The sequence below is a fragment of the Hymenobacter rubidus genome (assembly GCF_016734815.1).
GTDB lineage: Bacteria > Bacteroidota > Bacteroidia > Cytophagales > Hymenobacteraceae > Hymenobacter > Hymenobacter rubidus.
Genome location: NZ_JAERQF010000039.1, coordinates 22,390 through 43,761, shown reverse-complemented (window position 1 = coordinate 43,761; position 21,372 = coordinate 22,390). Strand labels below are relative to the sequence as shown.

Here is a 21,372-nt window from a genome sequence, read left to right as displayed (position 1 = left end):
ACGAAAAGGTGGACGGACCGGCCGGAAACCCCGACCAGAACGTCCATTATTCGGACTGAACCCCGTAATGTATCTTCCGCCCTTATGCGACCAGCCCCAGCGTGCGCGTCACGGCGTTTTTGGGCACGGTAAAAGTCAGGTTCTGGTTTCCGGTTTTCGACCGCTCCCGGCGGCGGCCCAGCAAGGCCTGCAGTTTGCCTTTATCCGCATCATCGTGCGAAAACAAGGCGCTGGCTACGTCCGCCAGCAGGGTCACAGCTCGCGGCACGGTCACACTCATCCGCTGGTAGTCAGGCTCGACCAAAAAATGAGGCGCCGGCGCCGGCTGGCTCTGCGCCAGGCTGTTGGCAGCTTTCAGCAGCAAGGCAACCAGCAAAACGGAAGCTTTTTCCTCAACATGGCAGCGGGAGCATGCCGCAAAGATGCCACCCCCGGCTATTTCGTTGCCCGGCTACCCCAGCTTTTTCTTAAAAAGCCGTAGCGTACGTTCCCAGGCCAGTTTAGCGGCCTCGGCGTTGTAGCGCGCCGGCGAGGTATCGTTGTTGAAGGCATGGTTCACGCCCTCGTACACGTAGAGTTCGTATTTGGTGCCGGCGGCTTTCAGCGCCGCTTCGTAGGCCGGAATGCCAGCGTTGATGCGCTGGTCGAGGCCGCCGTAGTGCAGCATCAGGGCGGCTTTGATGTTGGGCACGTCCTCGGCTTTGGGCTGCTGGCCGTAGTAGGCCACGGCCGCATCCAGCTTGGCGTCGTGCACGGCCAGCTGGTTGACGAGGCCGCCGCCCCAGCAAAAGCCCACGGCGCCGGTGTGGCCGTTGCAGTCGGGCCGGGCGCGCAGGTAGGCCAGGGCGGCGAGGTAATTATTAAGGTTTTTCGTGGCATCGAGCTGGCCAATCAGCTCCCGGCCCTTGTCCTCGTCGGCGGGCGTGCCGCCCAGCACCGACAGCGCATCCACGCCCAAGGCCAAGTAGCCGGCCTGGGCCACGCGCCGCGTCACGTCTTTGATGTGCGGCGTCAGTCCCCGGTTTTCATGAATAACGACCACGGCGCCGCGTTTTTTCTTGCCTTTGGGGTGCACCAGGTAGCCCCGCACGGTGGCGCCATCGCCGGCCCAACTCACGTCTTCGGTTTCCAGGTCATCGGCCTCGGGAGCAACGGTGGCCGCGGCCGCGTAGCCGGGCTCCAGCACCGAAAGCGCCGTGAGGGCCAGGGCGGTACCGCCGGCCAGCTTAATGAGCCGCTCCATAAATTCCTTGCGGGTGAGCGGGGCGTGGGTGTACTCGTCGAAGAGGTTGATGATGCGCTGGTCCATGAGCCTAAATGTAGGTATTTGGTCGTCGGAAATTATTCTTCCTCCCGGTGCACAGTGTCGGGGCTGAAGGCCGGCACGCAGATAGACCAATACTCGCATTCCGCATCAAACGGGTTGGAATACCGTATCCGGGCGCCGCCCTTGATTAGCAGCGCCTGGCCGGCCTGCAGTTCCACCACGTCGCCGTCGATTTCAAACCGCTTCTGGCCCCGCACCACAATGGTTATTTCGTCGAAGGAGGGCGTTTGGTGCGGCTCGCTCCAGTGCGGCGGGGCCACCATGTGGGCCAGGCTGTAGGCCGTGGTGCCGGTGCTGGCTCCGCCCACGTGCTCTTCAATGAGTTTGCCGTCGGTGGTGGGCACGATGAAAGGGGAGGGGTTGAGAACGTAGCGTTTTTCGGACATTGTTTTTGATGAGAAGGATTGGGTGGAGTTGAAGCAAGAAGTAACAGAACGTCATTCCGAGCGCAGCCGAGGAATCTCGCTTGCATCGTTGCACGATTGATTTACTACCACACGTGATTTACTACCACACGCGAGATTCCTCGGCTGCGCTCGGAATGACGTTCAATCTAAGGCCTGAATTTCTCCAATAGCTCAAAAAAGCGCGAATGGTGTTTCCAGACGAAGAAATAAGGCGTCTGCACCGCGCCAAACTGCACCCGGATGCGCTCTACGGCGGGCAGCATGCTGCCTTCGAAGTCGAAGCAGGCTAGGCCCAGCACCTCGCTGGCGTAGCGAATCGCCTCCCAGATTAGCAGAATGCCCGCCCCGCTCTCGCGCAGGGCCGGGTCGTCACCGGAGAGGTGGTAGTAGGCGGCCTGCTGGTCCCAAATCAGATAGGCGGCCGAGTGAATGCGCTCCTGCTCATCCACCGCAAAGAATAGCTGCCGGGCGCCGTTGGCCGCCAGCGCCGCATCGTGCCGCGCAAACTGCGCCCACGAGTACGGCATGGGCAGCCCCTGGCGGTCGAAACTCAGCTTGTTGACCTGGTAAAACTGCTCGGGCGTGAGGTGGTGCACCACGCGCACCTGCTGGCGGGCCTTCTGAATGTTGCGCCGAATGTTGCGGTTGATGCCCGCCTCTATTTGTGCAAGCTGGTGCAGGCCAGTGAGGCGGTAGGTGTAGTAAGTCGTCTGGCGGTAGCGTTGCCAGTAGAAGGGCAGCCAGTTGGTGGCCGTGGGGTAAAAATTCTGCTTGAACGCGGCAAAATCCGGCAACTGCCTGATTAAGTCTTCCAGCAGCGCGTGCTCTTTTTTCAGGACATGCCGAAACTCCGGCAGCAGGTACGGCCCCAGCCACTTCACAAAGGGCGGCATCGTGACGTATCGAAAGGGGCCTTTCTGCTTATAGAAATAGGGAAGGGCCGCCACCACCCGGCCGTTTTCCTCGGCCAGCGCCACGTCCCAGGCGCCGCCCTCGGCGCAGGCCTCCAGGTACCACGGCTGGGCAAACACCGGCACGTCGGGGGCGCTGCGGCAGAAGTCGTGGTAGCGGGCTTTGGCAGACATGCGGGGGCGTTATTTGGCAGCGGGCCCGCCGCAGGGGCCGTCGGTGTAGGTGCGCACGCCGGCGTTGCGGGCGGCACAGGCATTGGCGTAGGTTTTGCCGTTGCAGCCACACACCGGGGCATATTCCATGGTGCAGATGCCCTGCGGGTTGATTTTACGGGCATCGATGCACTCCGAAGCGGCGGTGGGGGCGGCCGGGCGCTGGCAGGCCGGCAGCAACACCAAGGCCGCTCCCCAAATCCAAGACGTATTCATAGGGCAGGTAGCAAAGGGACGAAACTACGGCCGTTTGCGCAGACTAGCGCCGGGCCGAAACTGGGAAAGCCGTTTTGTTTGCTGCGGGTAGTCGGAAAATTTACTGATAAGCTCAACCCCTGGCCCTGCCATTCGTATAGCCTGCCAAACCAACTCCTGCCGAAAAATCCGCATATTGGCTTTTATATTCGGCCGGCACCTCGCTACTCACTCTTTCAACACCCTTTCACCCTTCATTACCCATTACCATGTCGTACCACGAAGAAGACAACAACGCCGGTAAAATTCTCTTAGCCGCCCTCGCCGGTGCCGGCGCTGGCATTATTGCCGGTATGCTCCTGGCCCCGGACAAAGGTTCGGCCACCCGCGAAAACTGGAAAGGCGTTGCTTCCAAATACAGTGGCCAACTCGGCGAGCAAGCCTCAAAGCTGGGCACCGACCTCGAAGCTAAATTCAAAGAATACGCCGGCAAGCTCGAAGACCTGGGCGTGACCCTGCCCGGCAGCAGCCTCAAAATCAAAGGCAACTGGGACGAAGTAAAAGGCAAGCTGAAGCAGCAATACGCCCAGCTGACCGACGAAGACCTGACCTACACCGAAGGCAAAGGCGACGAACTGGTTGGCCGCCTGCAAGACAAGCTCGGCAAAGGCAAAGCCGAAATAACGAAATTGCTGAACGACTTGTAAGCCGGTCTTTTGCCGCTTACCGCCAAGCCCCGCGCCGCAAGGTGCGGGGCTTTTTGCGGGCCCAACCAGTAGGCTGCGTTTCCCGTTACTGAATACTTACATTCTTCCATTTTCCTGCAAACCCCATGAAAGACGACAAAGGCAAAGTTATTCTCTCGCTGCTGGCCGGCGCCACCGCTGGCATTGTGGCCGGCCTGCTGCTGGCCCCCGAAACCGGCGACGATACCCGCTCCAACCTGCGCAAAACGGCCAGCAAGTGGGGCGGCGACCTCAGCAAACTGGCCAAAGACGCCTTTGCCAAAGTGCAAGGCGAAGCCCCCAGCCGCACCAACCCCGATGCGGCCGTGAGCGAAGACAAACAAGCCGCCGACCGCCTGCTTGAGGGCTTGAGCGGCACCCCCTCCACGGCCCACACACACAACGAGGACAACCCCGACTACGATGGCTTCGGCGACGACACCCGCCACCAGCCCCGCTTGTAGGTACAAAAAAAATATTTTACGCTGGTTGCAACCCGCTTCCCGGCACCTGCGTACAACCCCTCACAATCGCCTTGAAAGAAGGCCGAGAATTTTTACCGGTACAATTGCCGACGTAGGAGCTTCTCCTGAAATTGGTCAAACAATTCAGCAGTAAAATCAGACGTTCCATCGCAAACTTCCAGTAAACAATGCCGGTTTGAAGGGTAAGGAGATTGTAAAAAGAAAAGCCCCGCACGACATTTCGTGTGGGGCTTTTCGATTTTGTATGGCACGAGTACCCCGAAGTTTTACTTCGGCGCGTTAGAACGTAAGTTGTTCAGCGCGAGCCGAAGTAAAACTTCGGGGTACTCGTTCTATTCCTTCTCCTGCTTCTCCTTCTGCACGTTTTCCGGCTTCATCTGCGGGAAGAACAGCACGTCCTGAATGGAGTGCGAGTTGGTCATAATCATGCTCAGGCGGTCGATGCCGATGCCCAGGCCGGCCGTGGGCGGCATGCCGTATTCCAGGGCGCGCAGGAAGTCCTCGTCGAGCACCATGGCCTCGGTGTCGCCGCGCTTGCCCAGTTCCAGCTGGTCCTCGAAGCGCTTGCGCTGGTCAATGGGGTCGTTGAGCTCCGAGAAGGCGTTGCAGATTTCCTTGCCGTTGCAGATGGCCTCGAAGCGCTCCACCATGCCGGGCCGGTCGCGGTGCTTCTTGGCCAGCGGCGACATCTCCACCGGATAATCGGTGATGAAGGTGGGCTGGATGAGCTTGGGCTCGACGTGCTCACCAAAAATCTCGTCGATGATTTTGGCTTTGCCCATGCTGGGGTCGAGGTGCACATTCAACTTGCCGGCGGCTTCGCGCAGGGCTGCTTCGTCCATCTCGCCGATGGCCACGCCGGTGTATTTCTCAATGGCCTCAAACATGGTGTAGCGCTGCCAAGGGCGCTGGAAGTTGATAACGTTCTGGCCCACCTGTACTTCGGTCTGGCCGTGCAGGGCCAGGGCTACGCGCTCTACCATTTCCTCCACCAGGTCCATCATCCAGGCGTAGTCCTTGTAGGCCACGTAGAGCTCCATCTGGGTGAATTCGGGGTTGTGAAAGCGGCTCATGCCCTCGTTGCGGAAGTCCTTGCTGAACTCGTACACGCCATCGAACCCGCCCACAATCAGGCGTTTGAGGTACAGCTCGTTGGCAATACGCAGATACAGCGTCATGTCCAGCGTGTTGTGGTGCGTGGTAAAGGGACGCGCCGCCGCGCCGCCGTACAGTGGCTGCAGAATCGGGGTTTCCACCTCCAAATAGCCTTTGTCGTTCAGGAAATTGCGCATCGACTGCACCAGCTGCGTGCGCTTGATGAAGGTGTCGCGCACGCTGGGGTTCACCACCAGGTCCACGTAGCGCTGGCGGTAGCGCTGCTCGGGGTCGGTGAAGGCGTCGTAGGTGGTCACCTCGCCGGTGGTTTCGTCCTTGTGGGTTTTCACCACGGGCAGCGGGCGCAGCGCTTTCGAGAGCAGCTTCAGCTCCGTGACGTGCACCGAGGTTTCGCCCACCTGCGTCTTGAAAACGCGGCCTTTCACGCCAATGAAATCGCCCAAATCGAGCAGCTTCTTGAACACCACGTTGTATAGCGTCTTGTCCTCGCCGGGGCAGATTTCGTCGCGGTTGATGTAAAGCTGGATGCGGCCCGAAGTATCCATCAGCTCGGCGAACGAGGCCTTGCCCATCACCCGCGACGACATCAGCCGGCCCGCCAGCGTCACTTCCTGGAAGTTGTTCAGCTCGGGGTGGTAGTTGTCGTGGATTTCCTTGGCGTAGAACGTCACGTCGACCAATTCGGATGGATAGGCTTCAATGCCCAGCTTTTCCAGCTCTTCGAGTTTGTGACGGCGTAGTATTTCCTGTTCGCTTAAATGGACCACAGATTTAACGGATTTTAACGGATGAAAGATGTTTTTGTGGTTGCCGGGCCAGTCGCTTGCCGTTTTCAGAGCCGATTATGGTACGAAGTGCAACGCGCCGCGTGGTTGTGGCGGGCCGCAAAAGTACGGCACGAAAAAGCCGCTCCGAAACCGGAGCGGCTTTCCAGAAAAACTTGCCGCATTTCAATGCCATGCAGAACCCCAAATAATCCGTTTCAATTTGCTGAAATCCGTTAAATCTGTGGTCTTAGGCAGCCATGCGGTACTGCGGTGCCTCGGCAGCCAGGGCCGGAGCCGTAGGCGGCGTGGGCGCCAGCACCGGCTCGACGCGGGTGCGCAACCGGTCCTGCACAAAGCCGGACTGCAGGTGCACGGGCAGTTCGGCCACCAGCTGGCGGTAGCGTTCCAAGCCCAAGGCCTTGGCCACGTAGGTTTCGTGCACGCCGTTGAGGTAGCTCACAATGTTGAGCAGCGAAGCATGGAACAGGCCAAAATCAATATCCGCTTCCACGTAGCGCTCAATCTCGCGGCTGGTCTGCGAAATGCGCAGCCGGCCCAGCAAATCGAAAATGGTGGTGTAGCCCAGGCGCCAGGTTATCTGCTGCCAGTGAGCGGAGGTCCATTTATCGAGCGGACGACCGGTCTTTTGGCTGCGAATGGCCGTGTTGGGGTTGGCCTGTACCTGGGCGCGGGTCCACTGCGCCTTCATCTTGCGTGTGGTGCGCAAGAACTGGCCAATCTGGGCCTGCGCGTCAATCTCTTTGCTGGCAATGTGCAGCCCGGCCTTGTAGCCCGCCAGGGGCAAACGGTGAATGCTGAAGTCGCCGTAGGCACCGGCTGCGTAAAATGACACCGGACGCGGGTAAGCATTCTTCACCACCAGCCGCCCCACCTCGCGGCGGATGAGCTGGCCATTGCTGCTGCGCACGCCTGTCGTGTACAGAAAGGCCTGCAAGCTCGACAGAATGGCGTGGTAGGCCTGCGGGAAGGTCCAGTGCAGGGCATTGCGCAGGAAGTTCTCGTCGCCCAGCTCGGCCGTGGCACGCAGGGCGTACTCGGTGCTCCAGCTCGTGTGCAGCAGCTTGGTAAGCGCCGCCACGTCGGCATCACCTAACTCCGCAGCGTGTGCGCGGAAGAACGGCAGGTTCTGCAAGCCGCCCAATACGTCATCCTGCTCCTGAATGTGATAGTTAATGGCAAAGAAGTAGTTGAGAAAAACCTGCGCTGGAATGGATTTGCGCCAGTTTTCGTCAGCCAGCTTCTGCTGTTGCTCGTCGCCGATGGTATCTACCTGCGGGTTGAGCGGGATAATGCGGGTTTCCTCTTTCGTCGTCATGCCAAGTAAACAGCATGGGCAGGGTAATTAGTTGCCTGTTTGCTAACTTTTTTGTCTAATTTTACTAATATTAATCACGTTGATAATCAGAATTTTAAGTAAATATATCAACTTTGAGGGGGATAAAATTTTATGCCCTATTTACTAACTGCATTGTCATGCTGCCATGGCCCTAAAAAAGCCCCCGCGCCAAGTGGCACGGGGGCTTTCGGTAAACAGCTTGGGGTACTGGTAGGTAACCTTTGGCAGGCTTACCCGTCGGTTGGCTATTGCTTTATCTCGTCCTGAATCACGGCTACAGCTTCGCCAATGGTGATGTCTTTCTTCAGTCCTTTGGTGAAGCGAGCCGCGCGGTTAATCTTAACCGTGTCGCCGCCCAGGGCCCGCACATCAGCCGACAGCGGAGAGAAAGCCAGCGAAGTAGAAGATTTCTGCGCAGCGTCGTAACGGTCCGAAATGGCTTTCGACTCTTCCTGCTCGGCGCGGTAGGCGCTGAGTTTGAGCGAAACAATGGTTTCGTCCTTGTGCTTGCGGGCGCTCTTCACCATCTCGTCCATCACCTTGAAACTGGGGTTGCTGGCGACGCGGGCCTTGCTGTTGGTGCGCAGTTTTTCGAGGTTGGGGGCAGCATCCCAGGGCCGGTAGCGGGCCGGCTGGATTTCATCCCACTTCAGCGGGTAGTCCGATTCCTTTTCGCCCTGGTCGAGGTACGAGTACAGGTCCGGCACTACAATGTCAGAAACCACGCCCTTGAACTGGGTCGAGCCGCCATTCACGCGGTAGAACTTCTGCGTGGTCAGTTTCAGCGAGCCAATGGGCTTCACACTGTTCAGCTCCGCCGGCAGGGCTTCGTCGAGGTCAAAGATGCGCTGCACCGTGCCCTTGCCGTAAGTGCTGGTCGAACCCATGATGACACCGCGGTGGTAATCCTGAATGGCGGCCGCCAGAATTTCGGAAGCCGACGCACTGTATTTGTTCACCAGAATCACGAGCGGGCCGCTGTACTGCACGCGGGGGTCGTTGTCGGTGAGCACCTGCGTCCGGCCCTGGCCGTCGCGCACCTGCACCATGGGGCCGCTTTCCATAAACAGGCCAGCCATGGACACAGCGTCGGTAAGCGAGCCGCCGCCGTTGAAGCGCAGGTCCATTACCACGCCTTTCACGCCTTCGGCGTTGAGTTTGGCCAGCTCTTTCTTCACATCGTCAGAAGAACTGCGGCCGCCGTTGTCGTTGAAGTCAGCATAGAAGCCGGGCAGGCGCAAGTAGCCAATTTTCTGGCCCTTGTCCGTAATTACGGAAGACTGCGCGTACTTGTCTTCTACCACCACCACGTCGCGCACAATGGAAATAATCTTGGTGCTGCCGTCAGGTTTTTTCACCGTAAGCCGCACTTCCGAGCCTTTTTTGCCCCGAATCAGGGTTACGGCCTTGGCGGTGTGCCAGCCCTCGATGCTGACGGGCTCGGCGGCGCCCTGGGCTACGCGCAGCAGGGCATCGCCCTTTTTCAAGTCGCCCTGCCGGGCCGACGCTGAGCCGGGAATGATTTCATCCACGTAAATCAGCCCGTCCTTCTCCCGCAGCGTGGCTCCGATGCCCTCGAAGCGTCCGGTCATTTCGTAGTCGAAATCCTCCTTGGCTTTGGGGGCAAAGTATTCGGTGTGGGGGTCGTAGGTATTGGCAATGGTGTTGGCGTACGTGGCTAGGCGCTCGTTGGCGTCGGTTTCGTTCAGTTCCTCAAATTGGTCGTCGTAGTACTTCAGCACGCGCTTGCGGGCTTCGGCTTCCATTTGGGCGGGGGTGCGCACGGGCTCGGCCGCGGTAGGGGCCGAGGCATCGGCTGCCGCGGGGGCGGCGATTACGCCTTTGGGCTTTGGCTCGTGCGCCTTCTCCTGCGCCTCCATCATTTCCGAAACGCGGGTCAGCGTTTCATACTTCAACAGCTTGCGCCAGAGCTCGCGCTGGGCCGCCTTGTCGGCAGGGAAAGGGGCCTTTTCAAAATCGGTTTGGAAGGTTTCATCGGTGGTGAAATCAAACGGCTTGGCCAGAATCTCGCGGTACAGGCCCTGCATTTCCTTGGTGCGCTCGGCCATCAGCTTGGTGCTGAGGTCGAGGAACTCGTGGGTGCCGTTTTTCACCTCATCGTCAATCTGGGTCTGGTAGCGGCGCAGCTGCTCCACGTCGCTGGCCAACAAGAACTGCTTGCGGTAATCGAGGTGCTTCAAGTACAAATCGAACACGCGCCGCGAAAAAGCATCGTCTACTTTCTCGGGCTGGTAATGCTGCGAGGATAAGCCGCTCAGCATGATGCCAATGAGCACCTGGTCTTTGCTCGGAACCGCCGAGTCGGTCCGGCGGTACAGCCGGTAAGATGCCAGAACAAAGACGGCCGCGACCAGAAAGGCATACAGTCCGACTTTTAAGCGGGGAAAGGTCATCAGCAAAAATAAAACAGGGATGAAAATCAAATATACGGAGAGTACGAAGCAATTCTTACGCCCGTTGCATGCTTTGAAAACGCAGCAGCTGATAAAATAAGTGCCCCACCTAAACCGTGCTGTTGCGGTGTAAACTACAGAACAGATTTGCCGGGTTGGAGTTGCAATAAAAAAGCCTTTCCCAGACGGGAAAGGCTTTTTTGATGACTAACCGGCCGAAGCCGCAGACAGAATTAGTACTTGTAAATCTTGTCGCCGTTGTTGCGACGGAACTCGTCTTCGAAGTACTTGGCATCTTCGGCGTTGCGGGGCTTCACGCCCATCACGATGCCGCCGTTTTTGATGCCGCTTTCGTACTCAGCCGCGTGCTCCTCGGGGATGCCCGAGCCCACCAGGGCGCCAACCAGACCGCCCGTGAGGCCACCGGCACCCGCGCCGGCCAAAGCCGCAGCCAGCGGGCCGGCAATAATCAGGCCCAGGCCGGGCAAAGCCACCGAGGTACCAATGGCGGCAATGGCCCCGATGATAGCACCGGCGGTGCCACCAATGGCCGAACCTACGCCGGCACCTTCCATGGCCTTATCGCCGAGGTCGGTATGCGCGGTGTCATCACCGAAATGGGTTTTGCGGGTTTCGTCCGACATCAACAGGTTCACGTCGTCTTTGCCATAGCCGCGCGAGTGCAGCGACTGGTAAGCCTTCTCGGCGCTGCTGCGGTCGCGGAAGATGCCGCTTACGTTGCCACCGTCGCGGTAGGGCTCGCCGGTTACGGCGTGGGCGGCGCTGTCGGCGGTGTTCTGCACACCATCGATGGCGCGGCCTACTACGGCTCCGGCCGTGCCGGCTACTGCGGCACCTTTGGCGGTAGCGCTGAAGTCGTCACCATCCACGTTGTTAACATTGGCCGACGACGCGCCGGAAGCAGAAGAAACGCCGGTGCCGGAAGTAGAACCCGTGCCAGCGTTGTAGCTGGTGCCTTCGTTGCTCAGGCCGGTGCTGTTGCCCATGCCGGTGCCAGTAGCTTGGGTGCCGTAGTTAGAGCCTGCACCGGTACCGGAATTTTGCGGGTTGTTCGAATCGTTGGTATTCATTTTGGAAAGAAAAGTAAATGTGGAAATGAGAAACCTGCTTAAAGTAGCCAGGTGATGACCTTAACGGGACCATCCCAGCCGAGGTTACATTTAGTTGCATTTCGAGTTTCTTACCCAACCCAACAGCCGCAATAGGGACGCAAAAAACCGCAGCCTTGTCCAACAGGGCTGCGGTTTGTGTTTTAAAGAGCAAGCTTAGGCGAATTGCTGGAAATTGGCTTCGTCGCGCCAGAAGGCGCGGCTGTCGCGGATAAGGGTTTTCAAGAACGCCTCGTCCTGTTTCAAGGCGCGCCACTCGCCCATGCCCATCTTTTCGCAGAGCTTGTAGAAGTTGTCGCCCTGGCCTTTCGAGCCTTGCACCTTCACCAGGCAGCTCAGGGGCGGGCGGCCGGCTTCGTATTCGGTGGTGGAAATTTCGGCCAGCATTTCGTTGAGCCGCGATTTCTCGTGTGAAATCTCCAGATTTAATCCCAGTTCGGCTTCCTGCACCAGCGTGAGGTAGCTTACGGTTCCGGTTTGTAGCCGGGCATAGCGAATTAAGTACGTGCGAATGCGACCAATCATGGCAGGGCTTCAAGTGAACGAAAAACCGTTTTGGGGGCTGAAAATTAGCGAATTTTAATTCCCCGATGGCCACTCCCTGCCACAATCATTCCAAACTGACCTAGTCTACTTCCATGCTGCCTGTAAGATGGTGAATTTTAGAATATTAAAAAATAAGCATTATTCAGTTCGACGATAGATTTTCTTCAGAATCACCGCTTTTTCCGGCGCTGAATCTCTTTCTGAATCAACAAAAATTCGCGACTGCTCTGGCCCGCGATGGCCGTGTTTTCATCGGCCCGGCGCAGCAGGTAGGGCATCACGGCGGCTACGGGGCCGTAGGGCAGGTACTTGGCGGTGTTGTAGCCGGCATGGGCCAGGTTGTAGGTGAGGTTGTCGCTCATGCCGTAGAGCTGGGCAAACCACACGCGGGGGTCGCCGGGCGCCAGGCCGGCTTGCTGCATGAGCTGGGTGAGCAGCAGCGAGCTGGCTTCGTTGTGCGTGCCCGCGCAAATGCTGATGCGGTCGATGTGCGCCACGCAGTAGCGCAGGGCCTCGTCGTAAAGGTCGTCGGTGGCCTGCTTGGTGGGGTTGATGGGGTTTTGGTAGCCGCGCTGCCGGGCCACGCGGGCCTCTTTTTCCATGTAAGCGCCGCGCACCAGCTTGGCCCCAATGTAGTAGCCGCCTTCCGCCGCCGCGTCGTGGGCTGCTTTGAGGGCGTCGAGGCGGTCGTGGCGGTAGAGCTGGTAGGTATTCCAGACAATGGCTTTCTCGCGGTTGTAGCGGGCCATCATGTCGTAGGCCAACCGGTCGATGGTGTGCTGAAACCAGCTTTCCTCGGCATCGATAAACAAGCGGATGCCGTGCTGGTGCGCGCGGGCACAAATGGCCTCCACGCGAGCCACGGCGCGGGCGTGGGCGGCTTCTTCGGTGGCGGTGAGGGACTGGCCGGCCTGGATTTTCTCCAGGATGGCTACGTTGGCCACGCCGGTTACTTTAAACACCGAAAAAGGGATGTGCCGGGAGCGGTGGGCCTCGTCGATGGTGGCCAGAATTTCGTCGCGGGTGTGGTCGTAGCTGGCGTCGCTGCCTTCACCTTCCACCGAATAGTCGAGGATGGTGCCGATGTTGTACTTGCCCAGCTCGGCCGTGACGGGGCGGCATTCGGCAATGGTTTCGCCGCCGCAGAACTGCTCAAAAATGGTGTGCTTGATGAGGAATTTGGTGCCGGGCAGGTGCCACTTCAGGGCCGTTTTCATCAGGCCGCTGCCCACTTTCACCAAGCTGCCGTTGTTCATGGCTGCGAACAGGGCGTAAACTTTGCGCAGCTGAGCATCGGACTTGGAGGCAAAGGCTACGCGGGTGTCTTCGAAGGAAATAGACGGGGCGGAAGTAGGGGGAGCAGCAGGCATAGGCGGGTGGCTTTGGTGAAAGCTGGACGGGTGGGATGGGCCGGCGAAGGTAACCGGTAAACAACGTTTCGGGGAAACGAGTTACGTTTGCCCTTCTTCCCGGCCGCCTGGCCGGGGCATTCCTCGCTCATGTCCGTCACCCAACCGCCCACTGTGGCTAATACGTTCTTTACCCGCTTACTAGCTCAGAAAGGACAGCCCATCCTCATCGCCGGCCCCTGTTCCGCCGAAACCGAGGAACAGGTAATGGCCACCGCGCACGGCCTGAAGGCGCTGGGCAACATCGATTTATTTCGGGCCGGCATCTGGAAGCCGCGCACCCGGCCCGGCTCGTTTGAAGGCATGGGCGCGGCGGCGCTGCCGTGGCTGCAGCGCGTGAAAGCAGAAACCGGCATCCCCACCGCCATTGAGGTAGCCACGCCGCGCCACGTGGAGGAAGCGCTGGCCCACGGCATCGACGTGCTCTGGATTGGCGCCCGCACCACCGTTAATCCCTTTGCCGTGCAGGAGCTGGCCGACGCCCTGGCCGGCACCGGCGTGCCCGTGATGGTGAAAAACCCCGTGAACCCCGACGTGGCCCTGTGGGCCGGCGCGCTGGAGCGGCTGGAGCGGGCCGGCATCCACGATTTAGCGGCTATTCATCGGGGCTTCAGCACGTTTGCGCCCAGCCGCTACCGCAACGCGCCCACCTGGATTTTGCCCATTGAGCTGAAAACCCGCTTCCCGCACATCCCGCTCATCTGCGACCCCAGCCACATTGGCGGGCGGCGCGACCTGCTGCTGCCCATCGCCCAGAAAGCGCTGGATTTGGACTACGATGGGCTCATCATCGAAACCCACCCCGACCCCGACCACGCCCTGAGCGACGCCGAGCAACAGGTGACCCCGCAGCGCCTGGGCGAAATTCTGAGCGAACTAAAATACCGCTACCGCTCCTCCGACAATGCCGATTACCTCAATAAAGCGGAGGAACTGCGCCAGAAAATGGACGTGGCCGACCGCGAGATTGTCGAAGCCTTGGCCCGCCGCATGGCCCTGGTAGAAGAACTGGCCGAATACAAGAAGGAAAACAACGTCAAAATCCTGCAATTCGACCGTTGGCAGGAAATCTTCAATACCCGCACCGAGTGGGCCAGCAAGCTGAACGTGAACGACAAATTTGTGGCGGAGCTGTATAAGCTCATTCACATTGAAAGCATCCGCAAGCAAACCGAGGTGCTCAATGGCCGCCCGCTCGATGGTATCACGCACCTGGGGCCGGGGCTGTAGCGCGGCTATTCCACCCGTTCGTAGGTGTCGACGGGGGCATCGCAGGGGCCGCCGTAATCCAGCACCAGTTGGTTGCCGTTGAGGGTGTAGGCCACTGCTTGCGGCGTCATGTTGACGGTGGCGTACGCCAAGGCAATGGCGGGTAAGGGCCCGTTGCCGCCGCACGTTGTGGTAGTAGAATACGTGTAGGTGCCGGTAGACTTCAGTTGATTATTCTCCACAAAGGTGAAGTCGGAGTTGGTGAAGGTGACCTGCACGTTAGGCAACGAAGCCGGAAAACAGTAGCACTGGTGCTGCACCAGCCGCCAGGTGCCAACCAGGCCAGTTGGCAGTAGCGCCTCGGGCTCCGATTCTTTTTGACAGCCGCTGAAGCTGGTTGCGGTAAGGAGCAGCACAACAGGAAGAAGATGGCGCATGATGCAAAAGAAAAAGGTATGGGAGTAAGAGGCTCGATATGTGAGACTTAACGCCGAACGTAGTGCGACATGAAGCCGTCATAGAAATTGTCGGACAAGTAGAAATTGTTGCCTGAAATTTCAATGGGGCCTTGAGCGAACAAGCCCTGAATCCCGCTGCAGTTGAGAAAGATTTTGTTTGGGCCCGTGATGGCGTCGGCTACGGTTAGGGTATAAGGGGCCGTGCCCGTGACCGTGCCATTGAGCAGCCCCGTGGCTTGGCCAGCGGCGGTGAAAACAACTTCGTACTTCTTGGCAGGGTCGGCGGGAATGGTCTTGCCGGTGCTTCCGCCGCTGCTTTCCACAAATTGCCAGCGCCCCACCAACTGGGCCTTCGTGGCGGATTCGGGTGACGGGGCTGTTTTTTCACAGGCGGTGAAGCCCAGCGAAGCCAGCAGGATAAGGCTGAAGAAGAGGTGGCGAGTGAAGCGCATGGGACTAGTTGTAAAACGAATGCCGTTGAGCCCCTGACCGGCGCTGTCGCAAAATGGTTGCGTGGCCGGCTGCCAAGGCCCGATTTTTTGTGCCGACTTTTGCCCCATGGATAGCACCGTCTTGATTGGCCCCGAAGCCCTGCCCGCGCTAGCGGAACTGTTGCGCCGCCCGGCCGTGAGCAGCGTGTTTGTGTTGGCAGATACCAATACCTCCCGCAAATGCCTGCCGCTGTTGGAAAAGCATTTACCTATGGGGTATCGTCTCATCGAAATACCCGCCGGCGAAGAATACAAAACCCTCAGCAGCTGCGATACCGTATGGTGCGAGCTCACCGAACACCGCGCCGACCGCCACGCCGTGCTGGTGAACCTGGGCGGCGGTGTGGTCACGGATTTGGGCGGGTTTGCGGCGGCGCTCTACAAGCGCGGCATTCGGTTTGCGCAGGTGCCCACCACGCTGCTCGCGCAGGTAGATGCCAGCGTGGGCGGCAAAACCGGCGTTGATTTTCAAGGGTATAAAAACCAGCTGGGCGTGTTTCAGGAGCCCGCTGCCGTATTCATCGACCCTGGGTTTTTGCAAACGCTGGACCTGCGCCAGGTAAAATCCGGCTACGCCGAAGTCATCAAGCACTGGCTCATTGCCGATGCCGAAGCCTTCAACACCAACCGCCGTTTGGGCTGGCCGACGGAGGACTGGACGCCCATTATCCGCGAATCGGTGGCCCTCAAGCAGCGCATTGTGGCGCAGGACCCGCTCGAAACCGGCGTGCGCAAGCTGCTCAATTTCGGCCACACCGTGGGCCACGCCCTCGAAAGCTACCTGCTCACCCAGGCCGGCCGCGAGGCATTGCACGGCGAAGCCGTGGCCGCCGGCCTGGTGTGCGAAAGCTGGCTATCGGTGCAACGCGGGTTGCTGAGCGGCGAAGAGCTGGATAAAATTGAAACGTTTGTGTTTTCGGTGTTCGATAAAATTGCCTTCGTGGGCCTCGAAACAGAAGCCATTGCCGAATTTGCCTTGCAAGACAAGAAAAATTCGGGCACCGCCATCAATTGCACCTTGCTCCACGGCATCGGTAATGGCGTGTTTGACCAGCCGGTGACATTGGCCGAAATTGCCGAGTCGTTGCGGTATTATCATCGGTTGCAAGCCTAGCGCAGGCAGGCGTTAGTCTTTGCCTGTCAGAACATTCCGAATTCCCAAAAGCGCAAGCCGAAGCGTGCGTTACCATCTTATGCGTCTATCCTGGTCTGGCAGCCCGCTGCGCGGCGTTGCCCAACTCCCGGCTTCCAAAAGCGAAGCCAACCGTGCCCTCATTCTGCAGGCCCTGGCCGGCGGCGGCACCCTGAGCAACCTATCCGATGCCAACGACACGCAGCTCATGCGGCGCTTGCTGCTGGAGGCACCCAATACGGCTGTGCTTGATGCCGAGGATGCCGGCACCGTGATGCGCTTCCTTACGGCGTACTTGGCTGTGACAAGCTGGCGCGGGCGCCTCACGGGCACCGCACGCGCGCAGGAGCGGCCCATTGGGGTGCTGGTCGAGGCGCTTCGGCAGGCGGGAGCCCGCATCTCCTATTTGAACGCGGAAGGGTACCCGCCGCTGGAGTTTGGCAGTTTCTCGGCTGCGGCCGACGCTACGGAACCCACCGAATTGACTGTGCGCGGCGACATCAGCAGCCAGTACATTTCGGCGCTGCTGATGGTGGGGCCGATGCTGCCGGGCGGGCTGCGCCTCACGCTTACCGGCCACGTGGGCTCGCGGCCATATATCGATATGACGGCGGCGCTGATGCAGCTTTTTGGCGCTACCGTTTCGACGGAGGACGCCGCGCTGACGGTGCAGCCCGGGCAGTACCAGCCTACCAATTACACTATCGAATCGGACTGGTCGGCGGCCAGCTACTGGTATTCGTTGGTTGCTTTAGCACCGGCAGGCTCCGAAATCACATTGCCCGGCCTGCGGCAGAAATCATTGCAAGGCGACCAGGCCATTGCCGTAATAATGATGCAATTCGGTGTAAAAACTACGTTTCTACCCGACGGTGTCCACTTGCAGCAACTGCCGCTCGCGCCGCAAACCGAAATCCAAACCATCGATTTCACCGACTGCCCCGACCTGGCCCAGACGGTCGCCGTAGTAGCCGCCGCCCTCAATCGGCCCGTGGATATGACCGGCCTGGAAAGCCTGCGCATTAAGGAAACTGACCGCATTGCGGCGCTGCAAACCGAGCTGGCTAAATTCGGCGGCGACTTGCGCGACCTTGGCGAAGGTCGTTTTCGGGCCGAATCCAATGGTTTTGCGGTAGAAAATCAGTCGGTAGCTACTTACCACGACCACCGCATGGCCATGGCCTTCGCGCCGCTGGCCCTGCGCGGGGCATTCCATATCGAAGCGCCAACGGTGGTGCGGAAATCGTACCCGCAGTATTGGAAAGAGCTGGCAAAAACTGGCTTCGTAATTAGCGAAGCTGACTGAAATACGCCGCCGATTTCCGCAACCGGCTGCCGTACCAGCTAAATAATTCGCCGTCGACAATCTCAATTTTTGCGTCGGGGCAAATAGTCTGGAATTCGGCCAAATGTTTTTCGCCGAACGGGTAGGGCTCGGAGGATAGGAAAATGCGCTGCGGAGCCGCGGCGGCCAACTGCTCGGCAGATATTTCCGGATAGCGGGCTTGGTCGGCAAAGGCATTGGTGAAGCCGGCGCGGTGCAGCATGTCGTCAATAAATGTGCCGCTGGCAGCCACCATGTAGGGTTTGCGCCAGATGAAATAAGCGACGGAAACGGGCGCGGCTTCATTGGCAGCAGTAACCAGCGCAGCAAAAGAACCATCTATTTCGGCGGCCAACGCGTCGGCTTTTTCCTTGGCGCCCGCAATAAAGCCGACGCGCCGAATCATATCCAGCGCTTCCGGTAAGTTGCTGATGTCGCTCAGCCACACTGGGTATTCGGCCGCTAATTGTTCAACTCCGCCTTGATAGTTCTCTTCTTTATTGCCAATAATTAAATCGGGTTTCAGCGCGGCTATTTTTTCAAAATCGAAGTTTTTCGTGCCGCCAATTACAGTGGTTTTGGTTCGGGCTTCGGCCGGATGAATGCAGAATCTGGTGACGCCAACGACCTTTTCGCCCAAGCCTAAATCGAACAATAATTCCGTTTGCGAAGGCACCAGCGACACGATGCGGCGCGGCGGAAACGGCACTGCCACGCGCCGGCCCATCTGGTCGGTCACGGTGAGCGGAAGGGAAGGAATTATTGGCAGTTCCAAGGCTATCTAAAAACGTCTGTCATCCTGAGCGAAACGAAGGACCTTACCACGTTGAAGCAATTTGTGCAGCCGTGATAAGGTCCTTCGCTCCGCTCAGGATGACAGACGTGTTTTAAGGCTTATTTGAAATACCGGAAATCGTGCCCGTCCTCGATACGCAACAGCGTCTCATAAATCAGTTGGGTCACGCTTTCCACGTCGTCTTTGTGCACGGTTTCCACGGTGGTGTGCATGTATTTCAGCGGCAGTGAAATCAGGGCCGAAGCCACGCCCGAGCCGGAGTAGGCAAATGCATCGGTATCGGTGCCGGTGGCGCGGGTGGCGGCGGCGCGCTGGAACTGAATATTCGCCTGCTTCGCGGTGTCGATAATGAGTTCGCGCAGGTTGTTCTGCACGGCGGGGCCGTAGGTAATCACGGGGCCTTTACCGCAGCTGATGTCGCCGGCCGTCTTTTTCTCATACATCGGCGACTGGCTGTCGTGCGTCACGTCGGTGATGATGGCTACGTCGGGGTTGATGCGGTGGGCCACCATTTCGGCGCCGCGCAGGCCGATTTCCTCCTGCACCGCATTCACGATGTAGAGGCCGAAGGGTAGCTTTTTGTTATTCTCCTTCAGCATACGCGCCACTTCGGCTACCATGAAGCCGCCTACGCGGTTATCCAGCGCGCGGCCCACGTAAAACTTGTCGTTCAGCACCGTGAATTCGTCCTCAAACGTCACCACCGAACCCACGTGAATGCCCATTTCGGCTACCTCGTCGGCGCTGCTTGCGCCGCAGTCCAGAAATACGGTTTCGATGGTCGGCGCCTTGTCCTGCTCCACCTTGCGCACGTGAATGGCGGGCCAGCCAAAAATGCCCTTCACAATACCCTTTTCACCGAAAATATTGACGCGCTTGCTGGGGGCCACCAGCGGGTCGGAACCGCCGTTGCGGCGCAAATACAAGTAGCCTTCCTTCGTGATATAATTCACGAAATAGGAAATCTCGTCGGCGTGCGCCTCGATGACAACTTTGTATTTCGCCTCGGGGTTAATCACGCCCACCACTGTGCCGTAGGTATCCACGAAATATTCGTCAATATAGGGCTTGAGGTATTCCAGCCACAGTTTCTGCCCTTCTTTTTCGAAGCCAGTTGGGGAGGAGTTGTTGAGGTAGTTTTGGAGAAATTCGAAGGATTCTGGGCGCATGGTAATGGTCATTCTGAGCGCAGCGAAGAATCTTATCACGTCCGCGCCGCTGGGTAGAAGAGGTGACGAAGGCAGCCGTGATAAGATACTTCCTTCGTCAGCATGACAAATGGTTTTACAGCGGAATGTTGCCGTGCTTCTTACGCGGCATAGTATCCACTTTGTTTTCCAGCATCTTAAAGGCGCGAATCAATTTTTGCCGGGTTTGTGAGGGCAAAATTACCTCATCTACGAAACCGCGGTGCGCCGCGCGGTAGGGCGTGGCAAATTTTTCCTGATACTCGTCCACCTTTTCCTGAAGCTTGGCTTCGGGGTTTTCGGCCGCAGCAATTTCGCGCTTGAAAATGATTTCGGCCGCGCCTTTGGCGCCCATCACGGCGATTTCGGCGGTGGGCCAGGCGTAGTTCATATCGGCTCCGATGTGCTTGGAATTCATCACATCATACGCCCCGCCGTAGGCCTTGCGGGTGATGACAGTGATGCGCGGCACGGTGGCTTCGCAGAAGGCGTAGAGCAGCTTGGCGCCGTTGGTAATGATGCCGCGCCACTCCTGGTCGGTGCCGGGTAGGAAGCCGGGCACGTCTTCCAGCACCAGCAACGGAATATTGAACGAGTCACAGAAGCGCACGAAGCGCGCGGCTTTGGTGCTGGCATTGATGTCGAGCACACCGGCCAGCACCGCCGGCTGGTTGCCCACGATGCCAATGCTACGGCCCGCCAGCCGGGCGAATCCCACCACAATGTTCTCGGCAAAATTCTGATGCACTTCCAGGAAAGAACCTTCGTCAATAATACCTTCCACAACCTCGCGCATGTCGTAGGGCTGGTTGGCATTTTCCGGAATCAGTTTATCCAGCACGGTGCGGCTTTCGTCGCCGCTGGTTTCGTAGGGCTGGTGCGGCGTGGTTTCCTCGCAGTTCTGTGGCATGTAGCTCAGCAGTTGCTTGATGTGGTTGATGGCCACCACTTCATTGGCACAGCTGAAGTGCGTAACGCCACTTTTGGCCGAATGGGTGCTGGCCCCGCCAAGCTCTTCGCTGGTTACTTCCTCGTGGGTCACGGTTTTCACCACGTTCGGGCCGGTCACGAACATGTAGCTCGTGTGCTCCACCATCAGAATGAAGTCCGTGATGGCCGGCGAGTACACCGCGCCGCCCGCGCATGGCCCCATAATAGCCGACAACTGCGGCACCACACCCGAGGCCAGAGTGTTTTTATAAAAGATATCGGCGTAGCCGCCGAGGCTCACCACGCCTTCCTGAATCCGGGCGCCGCCCGAGTCGTTCAGGCCAATTACGGGCGCGCCGTTTTTCATGGCGAGGTCCATGATTTTGACGATTTTCTCCGCGTGCGTTTCGCTCAGCGAGCCACCGAAAACGGTGAAATCCTGCGAGAAAACATACACCAAGCGTCCATGCACGGTGCCGTAGCCGGTTATTACGCCGTCGCCGAGGTAGTGCTCCTTATCCAGTCCGAAATCTTTGGAGCGGTGCATCACAAACTTGCCAATTTCCTCGAACGAGCCTTCGTCCAGCAGCAAATCCACCCGCTCGCGGGCGGTGAGCTTGCCTTTTTTATGCTGAGCATCGATGCGTGCCTGGCCTCCGCCCAACAGGGCTTCTTCGTTTTTGCGGGCCAGCAATTCGGTTTTGGAGAGATGGGCGTTGGCGTGTGGGTCGGGCATGAGTTAGGTTGGGCGCGCGGGTGGGAGGGATGCGCGGGAGTGGGAGGTCAAAGGTAGGTTATCGGCCGATTACGGACACGGAAAACAACCTCCCAAACGGTGCGCAA

The 21,372-nt window shown here is 58.8% G+C and carries 21 protein-coding genes; 5 read left to right on the top strand and 16 right to left on the bottom strand.

The genetic code is table 11. The features are described from left to right. Positions 1-82: 82 nt before the first annotated feature. From JKL48_RS19885 to JKL48_RS19865, 5 genes are all read right to left on the bottom strand, one after another. A complete protein-coding gene (locus tag JKL48_RS19885) occupies positions 83-364 on the bottom strand; it encodes a hypothetical protein (RefSeq protein ID WP_201986601.1) in 282 nt (93 codons plus the stop codon). Positions 365-451: 87 nt separating this feature from the next. Continuing rightward, positions 452-1,309 carry a dienelactone hydrolase family protein gene (locus JKL48_RS19880; protein WP_201986598.1) on the bottom strand — a complete coding sequence of 286 codons (858 nt, stop codon included), beginning with the start codon at positions 1,307-1,309 and terminating at the stop codon, positions 452-454. Between the two features lie 32 nt (positions 1,310-1,341). Continuing rightward, positions 1,342-1,713, bottom strand: coding sequence for a cupin domain-containing protein (locus JKL48_RS19875; protein ID WP_201986595.1), 372 nt, complete (start codon positions 1,711-1,713; stop codon positions 1,342-1,344). Between the two features lie 167 nt (positions 1,714-1,880). After that, positions 1,881-2,819, bottom strand: a complete 939-nt coding sequence (locus JKL48_RS19870) for a GNAT family N-acetyltransferase (protein ID WP_201986592.1) — start codon at positions 2,817-2,819, stop codon at positions 1,881-1,883. A 9-nt stretch (positions 2,820-2,828) separates the two neighbouring features. Further along, entirely contained in the window at positions 2,829-3,074 is a 246-nt protein-coding gene (locus tag JKL48_RS19865; protein WP_201986589.1) for a Kazal-type serine protease inhibitor family protein, read from the bottom strand. A gap of 248 nt (positions 3,075-3,322) precedes the next feature. Between JKL48_RS19865 and JKL48_RS23650 the strand changes: the two genes are divergently transcribed. Beyond that, positions 3,323-3,760 carry a CsbD family protein gene (locus tag JKL48_RS23650; protein WP_201986586.1) on the top strand — a complete coding sequence of 146 codons (438 nt, stop codon included), beginning with the start codon at positions 3,323-3,325 and terminating at the stop codon, positions 3,758-3,760. A 125-nt stretch (positions 3,761-3,885) separates the two neighbouring features. Continuing rightward, positions 3,886-4,242, top strand: a complete 357-nt coding sequence (locus tag JKL48_RS19855; RefSeq protein WP_201986583.1) for a YtxH domain-containing protein — start codon at positions 3,886-3,888, stop codon at positions 4,240-4,242. A gap of 353 nt (positions 4,243-4,595) precedes the next feature. On the opposite strand, the gene lysS is transcribed toward JKL48_RS19855, so the two are convergent. The 6 genes from lysS to JKL48_RS19825 form a co-directional block, all read right to left on the bottom strand. After that, positions 4,596-6,146, bottom strand: a complete 1,551-nt coding sequence (lysS, locus tag JKL48_RS19850; RefSeq protein WP_201986579.1) for a lysine--tRNA ligase — start codon at positions 6,144-6,146, stop codon at positions 4,596-4,598. Between the two features lie 247 nt (positions 6,147-6,393). Next, positions 6,394-7,482: a hypothetical protein gene (locus JKL48_RS19845; protein WP_236668935.1), complete on the bottom strand. Its 1,089-nt coding sequence runs from the start codon at positions 7,480-7,482 to the stop codon at positions 6,394-6,396. Positions 7,483-7,748: 266 nt separating this feature from the next. Next, positions 7,749-9,917: a carboxy terminal-processing peptidase gene (locus JKL48_RS19840; RefSeq protein WP_201986576.1), complete on the bottom strand. Its 2,169-nt coding sequence runs from the start codon at positions 9,915-9,917 to the stop codon at positions 7,749-7,751. Positions 9,918-10,150: 233 nt separating this feature from the next. Continuing rightward, on the bottom strand, positions 10,151-11,008 hold the full coding sequence (locus JKL48_RS23825) for a hypothetical protein (RefSeq protein ID WP_394368871.1): 858 nt from the start codon (positions 11,006-11,008) through the stop codon (positions 10,151-10,153). 195 nt (positions 11,009-11,203) lie between these two features. Continuing rightward, on the bottom strand, positions 11,204-11,572 hold the full coding sequence (locus JKL48_RS19830; RefSeq protein ID WP_201986572.1) for a hypothetical protein: 369 nt from the start codon (positions 11,570-11,572) through the stop codon (positions 11,204-11,206). A 191-nt stretch (positions 11,573-11,763) separates the two neighbouring features. Then, complete coding sequence (locus JKL48_RS19825; protein ID WP_201986570.1) at positions 11,764-12,963, bottom strand: proline dehydrogenase family protein; 1,200 nt, start codon at positions 12,961-12,963, stop codon at positions 11,764-11,766. A gap of 129 nt (positions 12,964-13,092) precedes the next feature. On the opposite strand from JKL48_RS19825, the gene JKL48_RS19820 reads away from it, so the two are divergent. Continuing rightward, a complete protein-coding gene (locus JKL48_RS19820; RefSeq protein ID WP_201986567.1) occupies positions 13,093-14,232 on the top strand; it encodes a chorismate mutase in 1,140 nt (379 codons plus the stop codon). A 5-nt stretch (positions 14,233-14,237) separates the two neighbouring features. On the opposite strand, the gene JKL48_RS19815 is transcribed toward JKL48_RS19820, so the two are convergent. Together JKL48_RS19815 and JKL48_RS19810 are read right to left on the bottom strand one after the other, a co-directional pair. After that, positions 14,238-14,648 (bottom strand): lipocalin family protein, encoded by a 411-nt coding sequence (locus JKL48_RS19815; protein WP_201986565.1) that lies wholly within the window; start codon positions 14,646-14,648, stop codon positions 14,238-14,240. A gap of 47 nt (positions 14,649-14,695) precedes the next feature. After that, positions 14,696-15,121, bottom strand: coding sequence for a hypothetical protein (locus JKL48_RS19810; RefSeq protein ID WP_201986563.1), 426 nt, complete (start codon positions 15,119-15,121; stop codon positions 14,696-14,698). Positions 15,122-15,227: 106 nt separating this feature from the next. Between JKL48_RS19810 and aroB the strand changes: the two genes are divergently transcribed. Then, positions 15,228-16,274, top strand: coding sequence for a 3-dehydroquinate synthase (gene aroB, locus JKL48_RS19805; protein ID WP_201986561.1), 1,047 nt, complete (start codon positions 15,228-15,230; stop codon positions 16,272-16,274). Between the two features lie 79 nt (positions 16,275-16,353). Further along, positions 16,354-17,598, top strand: coding sequence for a 3-phosphoshikimate 1-carboxyvinyltransferase (locus tag JKL48_RS19800; protein WP_201986559.1), 1,245 nt, complete (start codon positions 16,354-16,356; stop codon positions 17,596-17,598). Here the strand turns inward: JKL48_RS19800 and JKL48_RS19795 are convergent. The 3 genes from JKL48_RS19795 to JKL48_RS19785 all read right to left on the bottom strand — a co-directional run bounded on the left by JKL48_RS19795 (position 17,582) and on the right by JKL48_RS19785 (position 21,265). Beyond that, on the bottom strand, positions 17,582-18,343 hold the full coding sequence (locus tag JKL48_RS19795) for an ABC transporter substrate-binding protein (protein WP_201986618.1): 762 nt from the start codon (positions 18,341-18,343) through the stop codon (positions 17,582-17,584). The genes JKL48_RS19800 and JKL48_RS19795 overlap by 17 nt on opposite strands. A gap of 167 nt (positions 18,344-18,510) precedes the next feature. Further along, positions 18,511-19,581, bottom strand: a complete 1,071-nt coding sequence (locus JKL48_RS19790; protein ID WP_201986557.1) for a M42 family metallopeptidase — start codon at positions 19,579-19,581, stop codon at positions 18,511-18,513. Between the two features lie 115 nt (positions 19,582-19,696). Further along, positions 19,697-21,265, bottom strand: coding sequence for an acyl-CoA carboxylase subunit beta (locus JKL48_RS19785; protein ID WP_201986555.1), 1,569 nt, complete (start codon positions 21,263-21,265; stop codon positions 19,697-19,699). Positions 21,266-21,372: the final 107 nt, after the last annotated feature.

Excerpts from the sequence above, each read along its gene's own strand:
- aroB (WP_201986561.1), top strand. The coding sequence starts at position 15,228 with ATGGATAGCACCGTCTTGATTGGCCCCGAAGCCCTGCCCGCGCTAGCG.
- JKL48_RS19785 (WP_201986555.1), bottom strand. The coding sequence starts at position 21,265 with ATGCCCGACCCACACGCCAACGCCCATCTCTCCAAAACCGAATTGCTG.
- JKL48_RS19855 (WP_201986583.1), top strand. The coding sequence starts at position 3,886 with ATGAAAGACGACAAAGGCAAAGTTATTCTCTCGCTGCTGGCCGGCGCC.
- JKL48_RS19800 (WP_201986559.1), top strand. The coding sequence starts at position 16,354 with ATGCGTCTATCCTGGTCTGGCAGCCCGCTGCGCGGCGTTGCCCAACTC.
- JKL48_RS19865 (WP_201986589.1), bottom strand. The coding sequence starts at position 3,074 with ATGAATACGTCTTGGATTTGGGGAGCGGCCTTGGTGTTGCTGCCGGCC.
- JKL48_RS19810 (WP_201986563.1), bottom strand. The coding sequence starts at position 15,121 with ATGCGCTTCACTCGCCACCTCTTCTTCAGCCTTATCCTGCTGGCTTCG.
- JKL48_RS19870 (WP_201986592.1), bottom strand. The coding sequence starts at position 2,819 with ATGTCTGCCAAAGCCCGCTACCACGACTTCTGCCGCAGCGCCCCCGAC.
- JKL48_RS19840 (WP_201986576.1), bottom strand. The coding sequence starts at position 9,917 with ATGACCTTTCCCCGCTTAAAAGTCGGACTGTATGCCTTTCTGGTCGCG.
- JKL48_RS19880 (WP_201986598.1), bottom strand. The coding sequence starts at position 1,309 with ATGGACCAGCGCATCATCAACCTCTTCGACGAGTACACCCACGCCCCG.
- JKL48_RS19820 (WP_201986567.1), top strand. The coding sequence starts at position 13,093 with ATGTCCGTCACCCAACCGCCCACTGTGGCTAATACGTTCTTTACCCGC.
- JKL48_RS19875 (WP_201986595.1), bottom strand. The coding sequence starts at position 1,713 with ATGTCCGAAAAACGCTACGTTCTCAACCCCTCCCCTTTCATCGTGCCC.
- JKL48_RS19830 (WP_201986572.1), bottom strand. The coding sequence starts at position 11,572 with ATGATTGGTCGCATTCGCACGTACTTAATTCGCTATGCCCGGCTACAA.
- JKL48_RS23825 (WP_394368871.1), bottom strand. The coding sequence starts at position 11,008 with ATGAATACCAACGATTCGAACAACCCGCAAAATTCCGGTACCGGTGCA.
- JKL48_RS19795 (WP_201986618.1), bottom strand. The coding sequence starts at position 18,343 with ATGGGCCGGCGCGTGGCAGTGCCGTTTCCGCCGCGCCGCATCGTGTCG.
- JKL48_RS23650 (WP_201986586.1), top strand. The coding sequence starts at position 3,323 with ATGTCGTACCACGAAGAAGACAACAACGCCGGTAAAATTCTCTTAGCC.
- JKL48_RS19790 (WP_201986557.1), bottom strand. The coding sequence starts at position 19,581 with ATGCGCCCAGAATCCTTCGAATTTCTCCAAAACTACCTCAACAACTCC.
- JKL48_RS19845 (WP_236668935.1), bottom strand. The coding sequence starts at position 7,482 with ATGACGACGAAAGAGGAAACCCGCATTATCCCGCTCAACCCGCAGGTA.
- JKL48_RS19825 (WP_201986570.1), bottom strand. The coding sequence starts at position 12,963 with ATGCCTGCTGCTCCCCCTACTTCCGCCCCGTCTATTTCCTTCGAAGAC.
- JKL48_RS19815 (WP_201986565.1), bottom strand. The coding sequence starts at position 14,648 with ATGCGCCATCTTCTTCCTGTTGTGCTGCTCCTTACCGCAACCAGCTTC.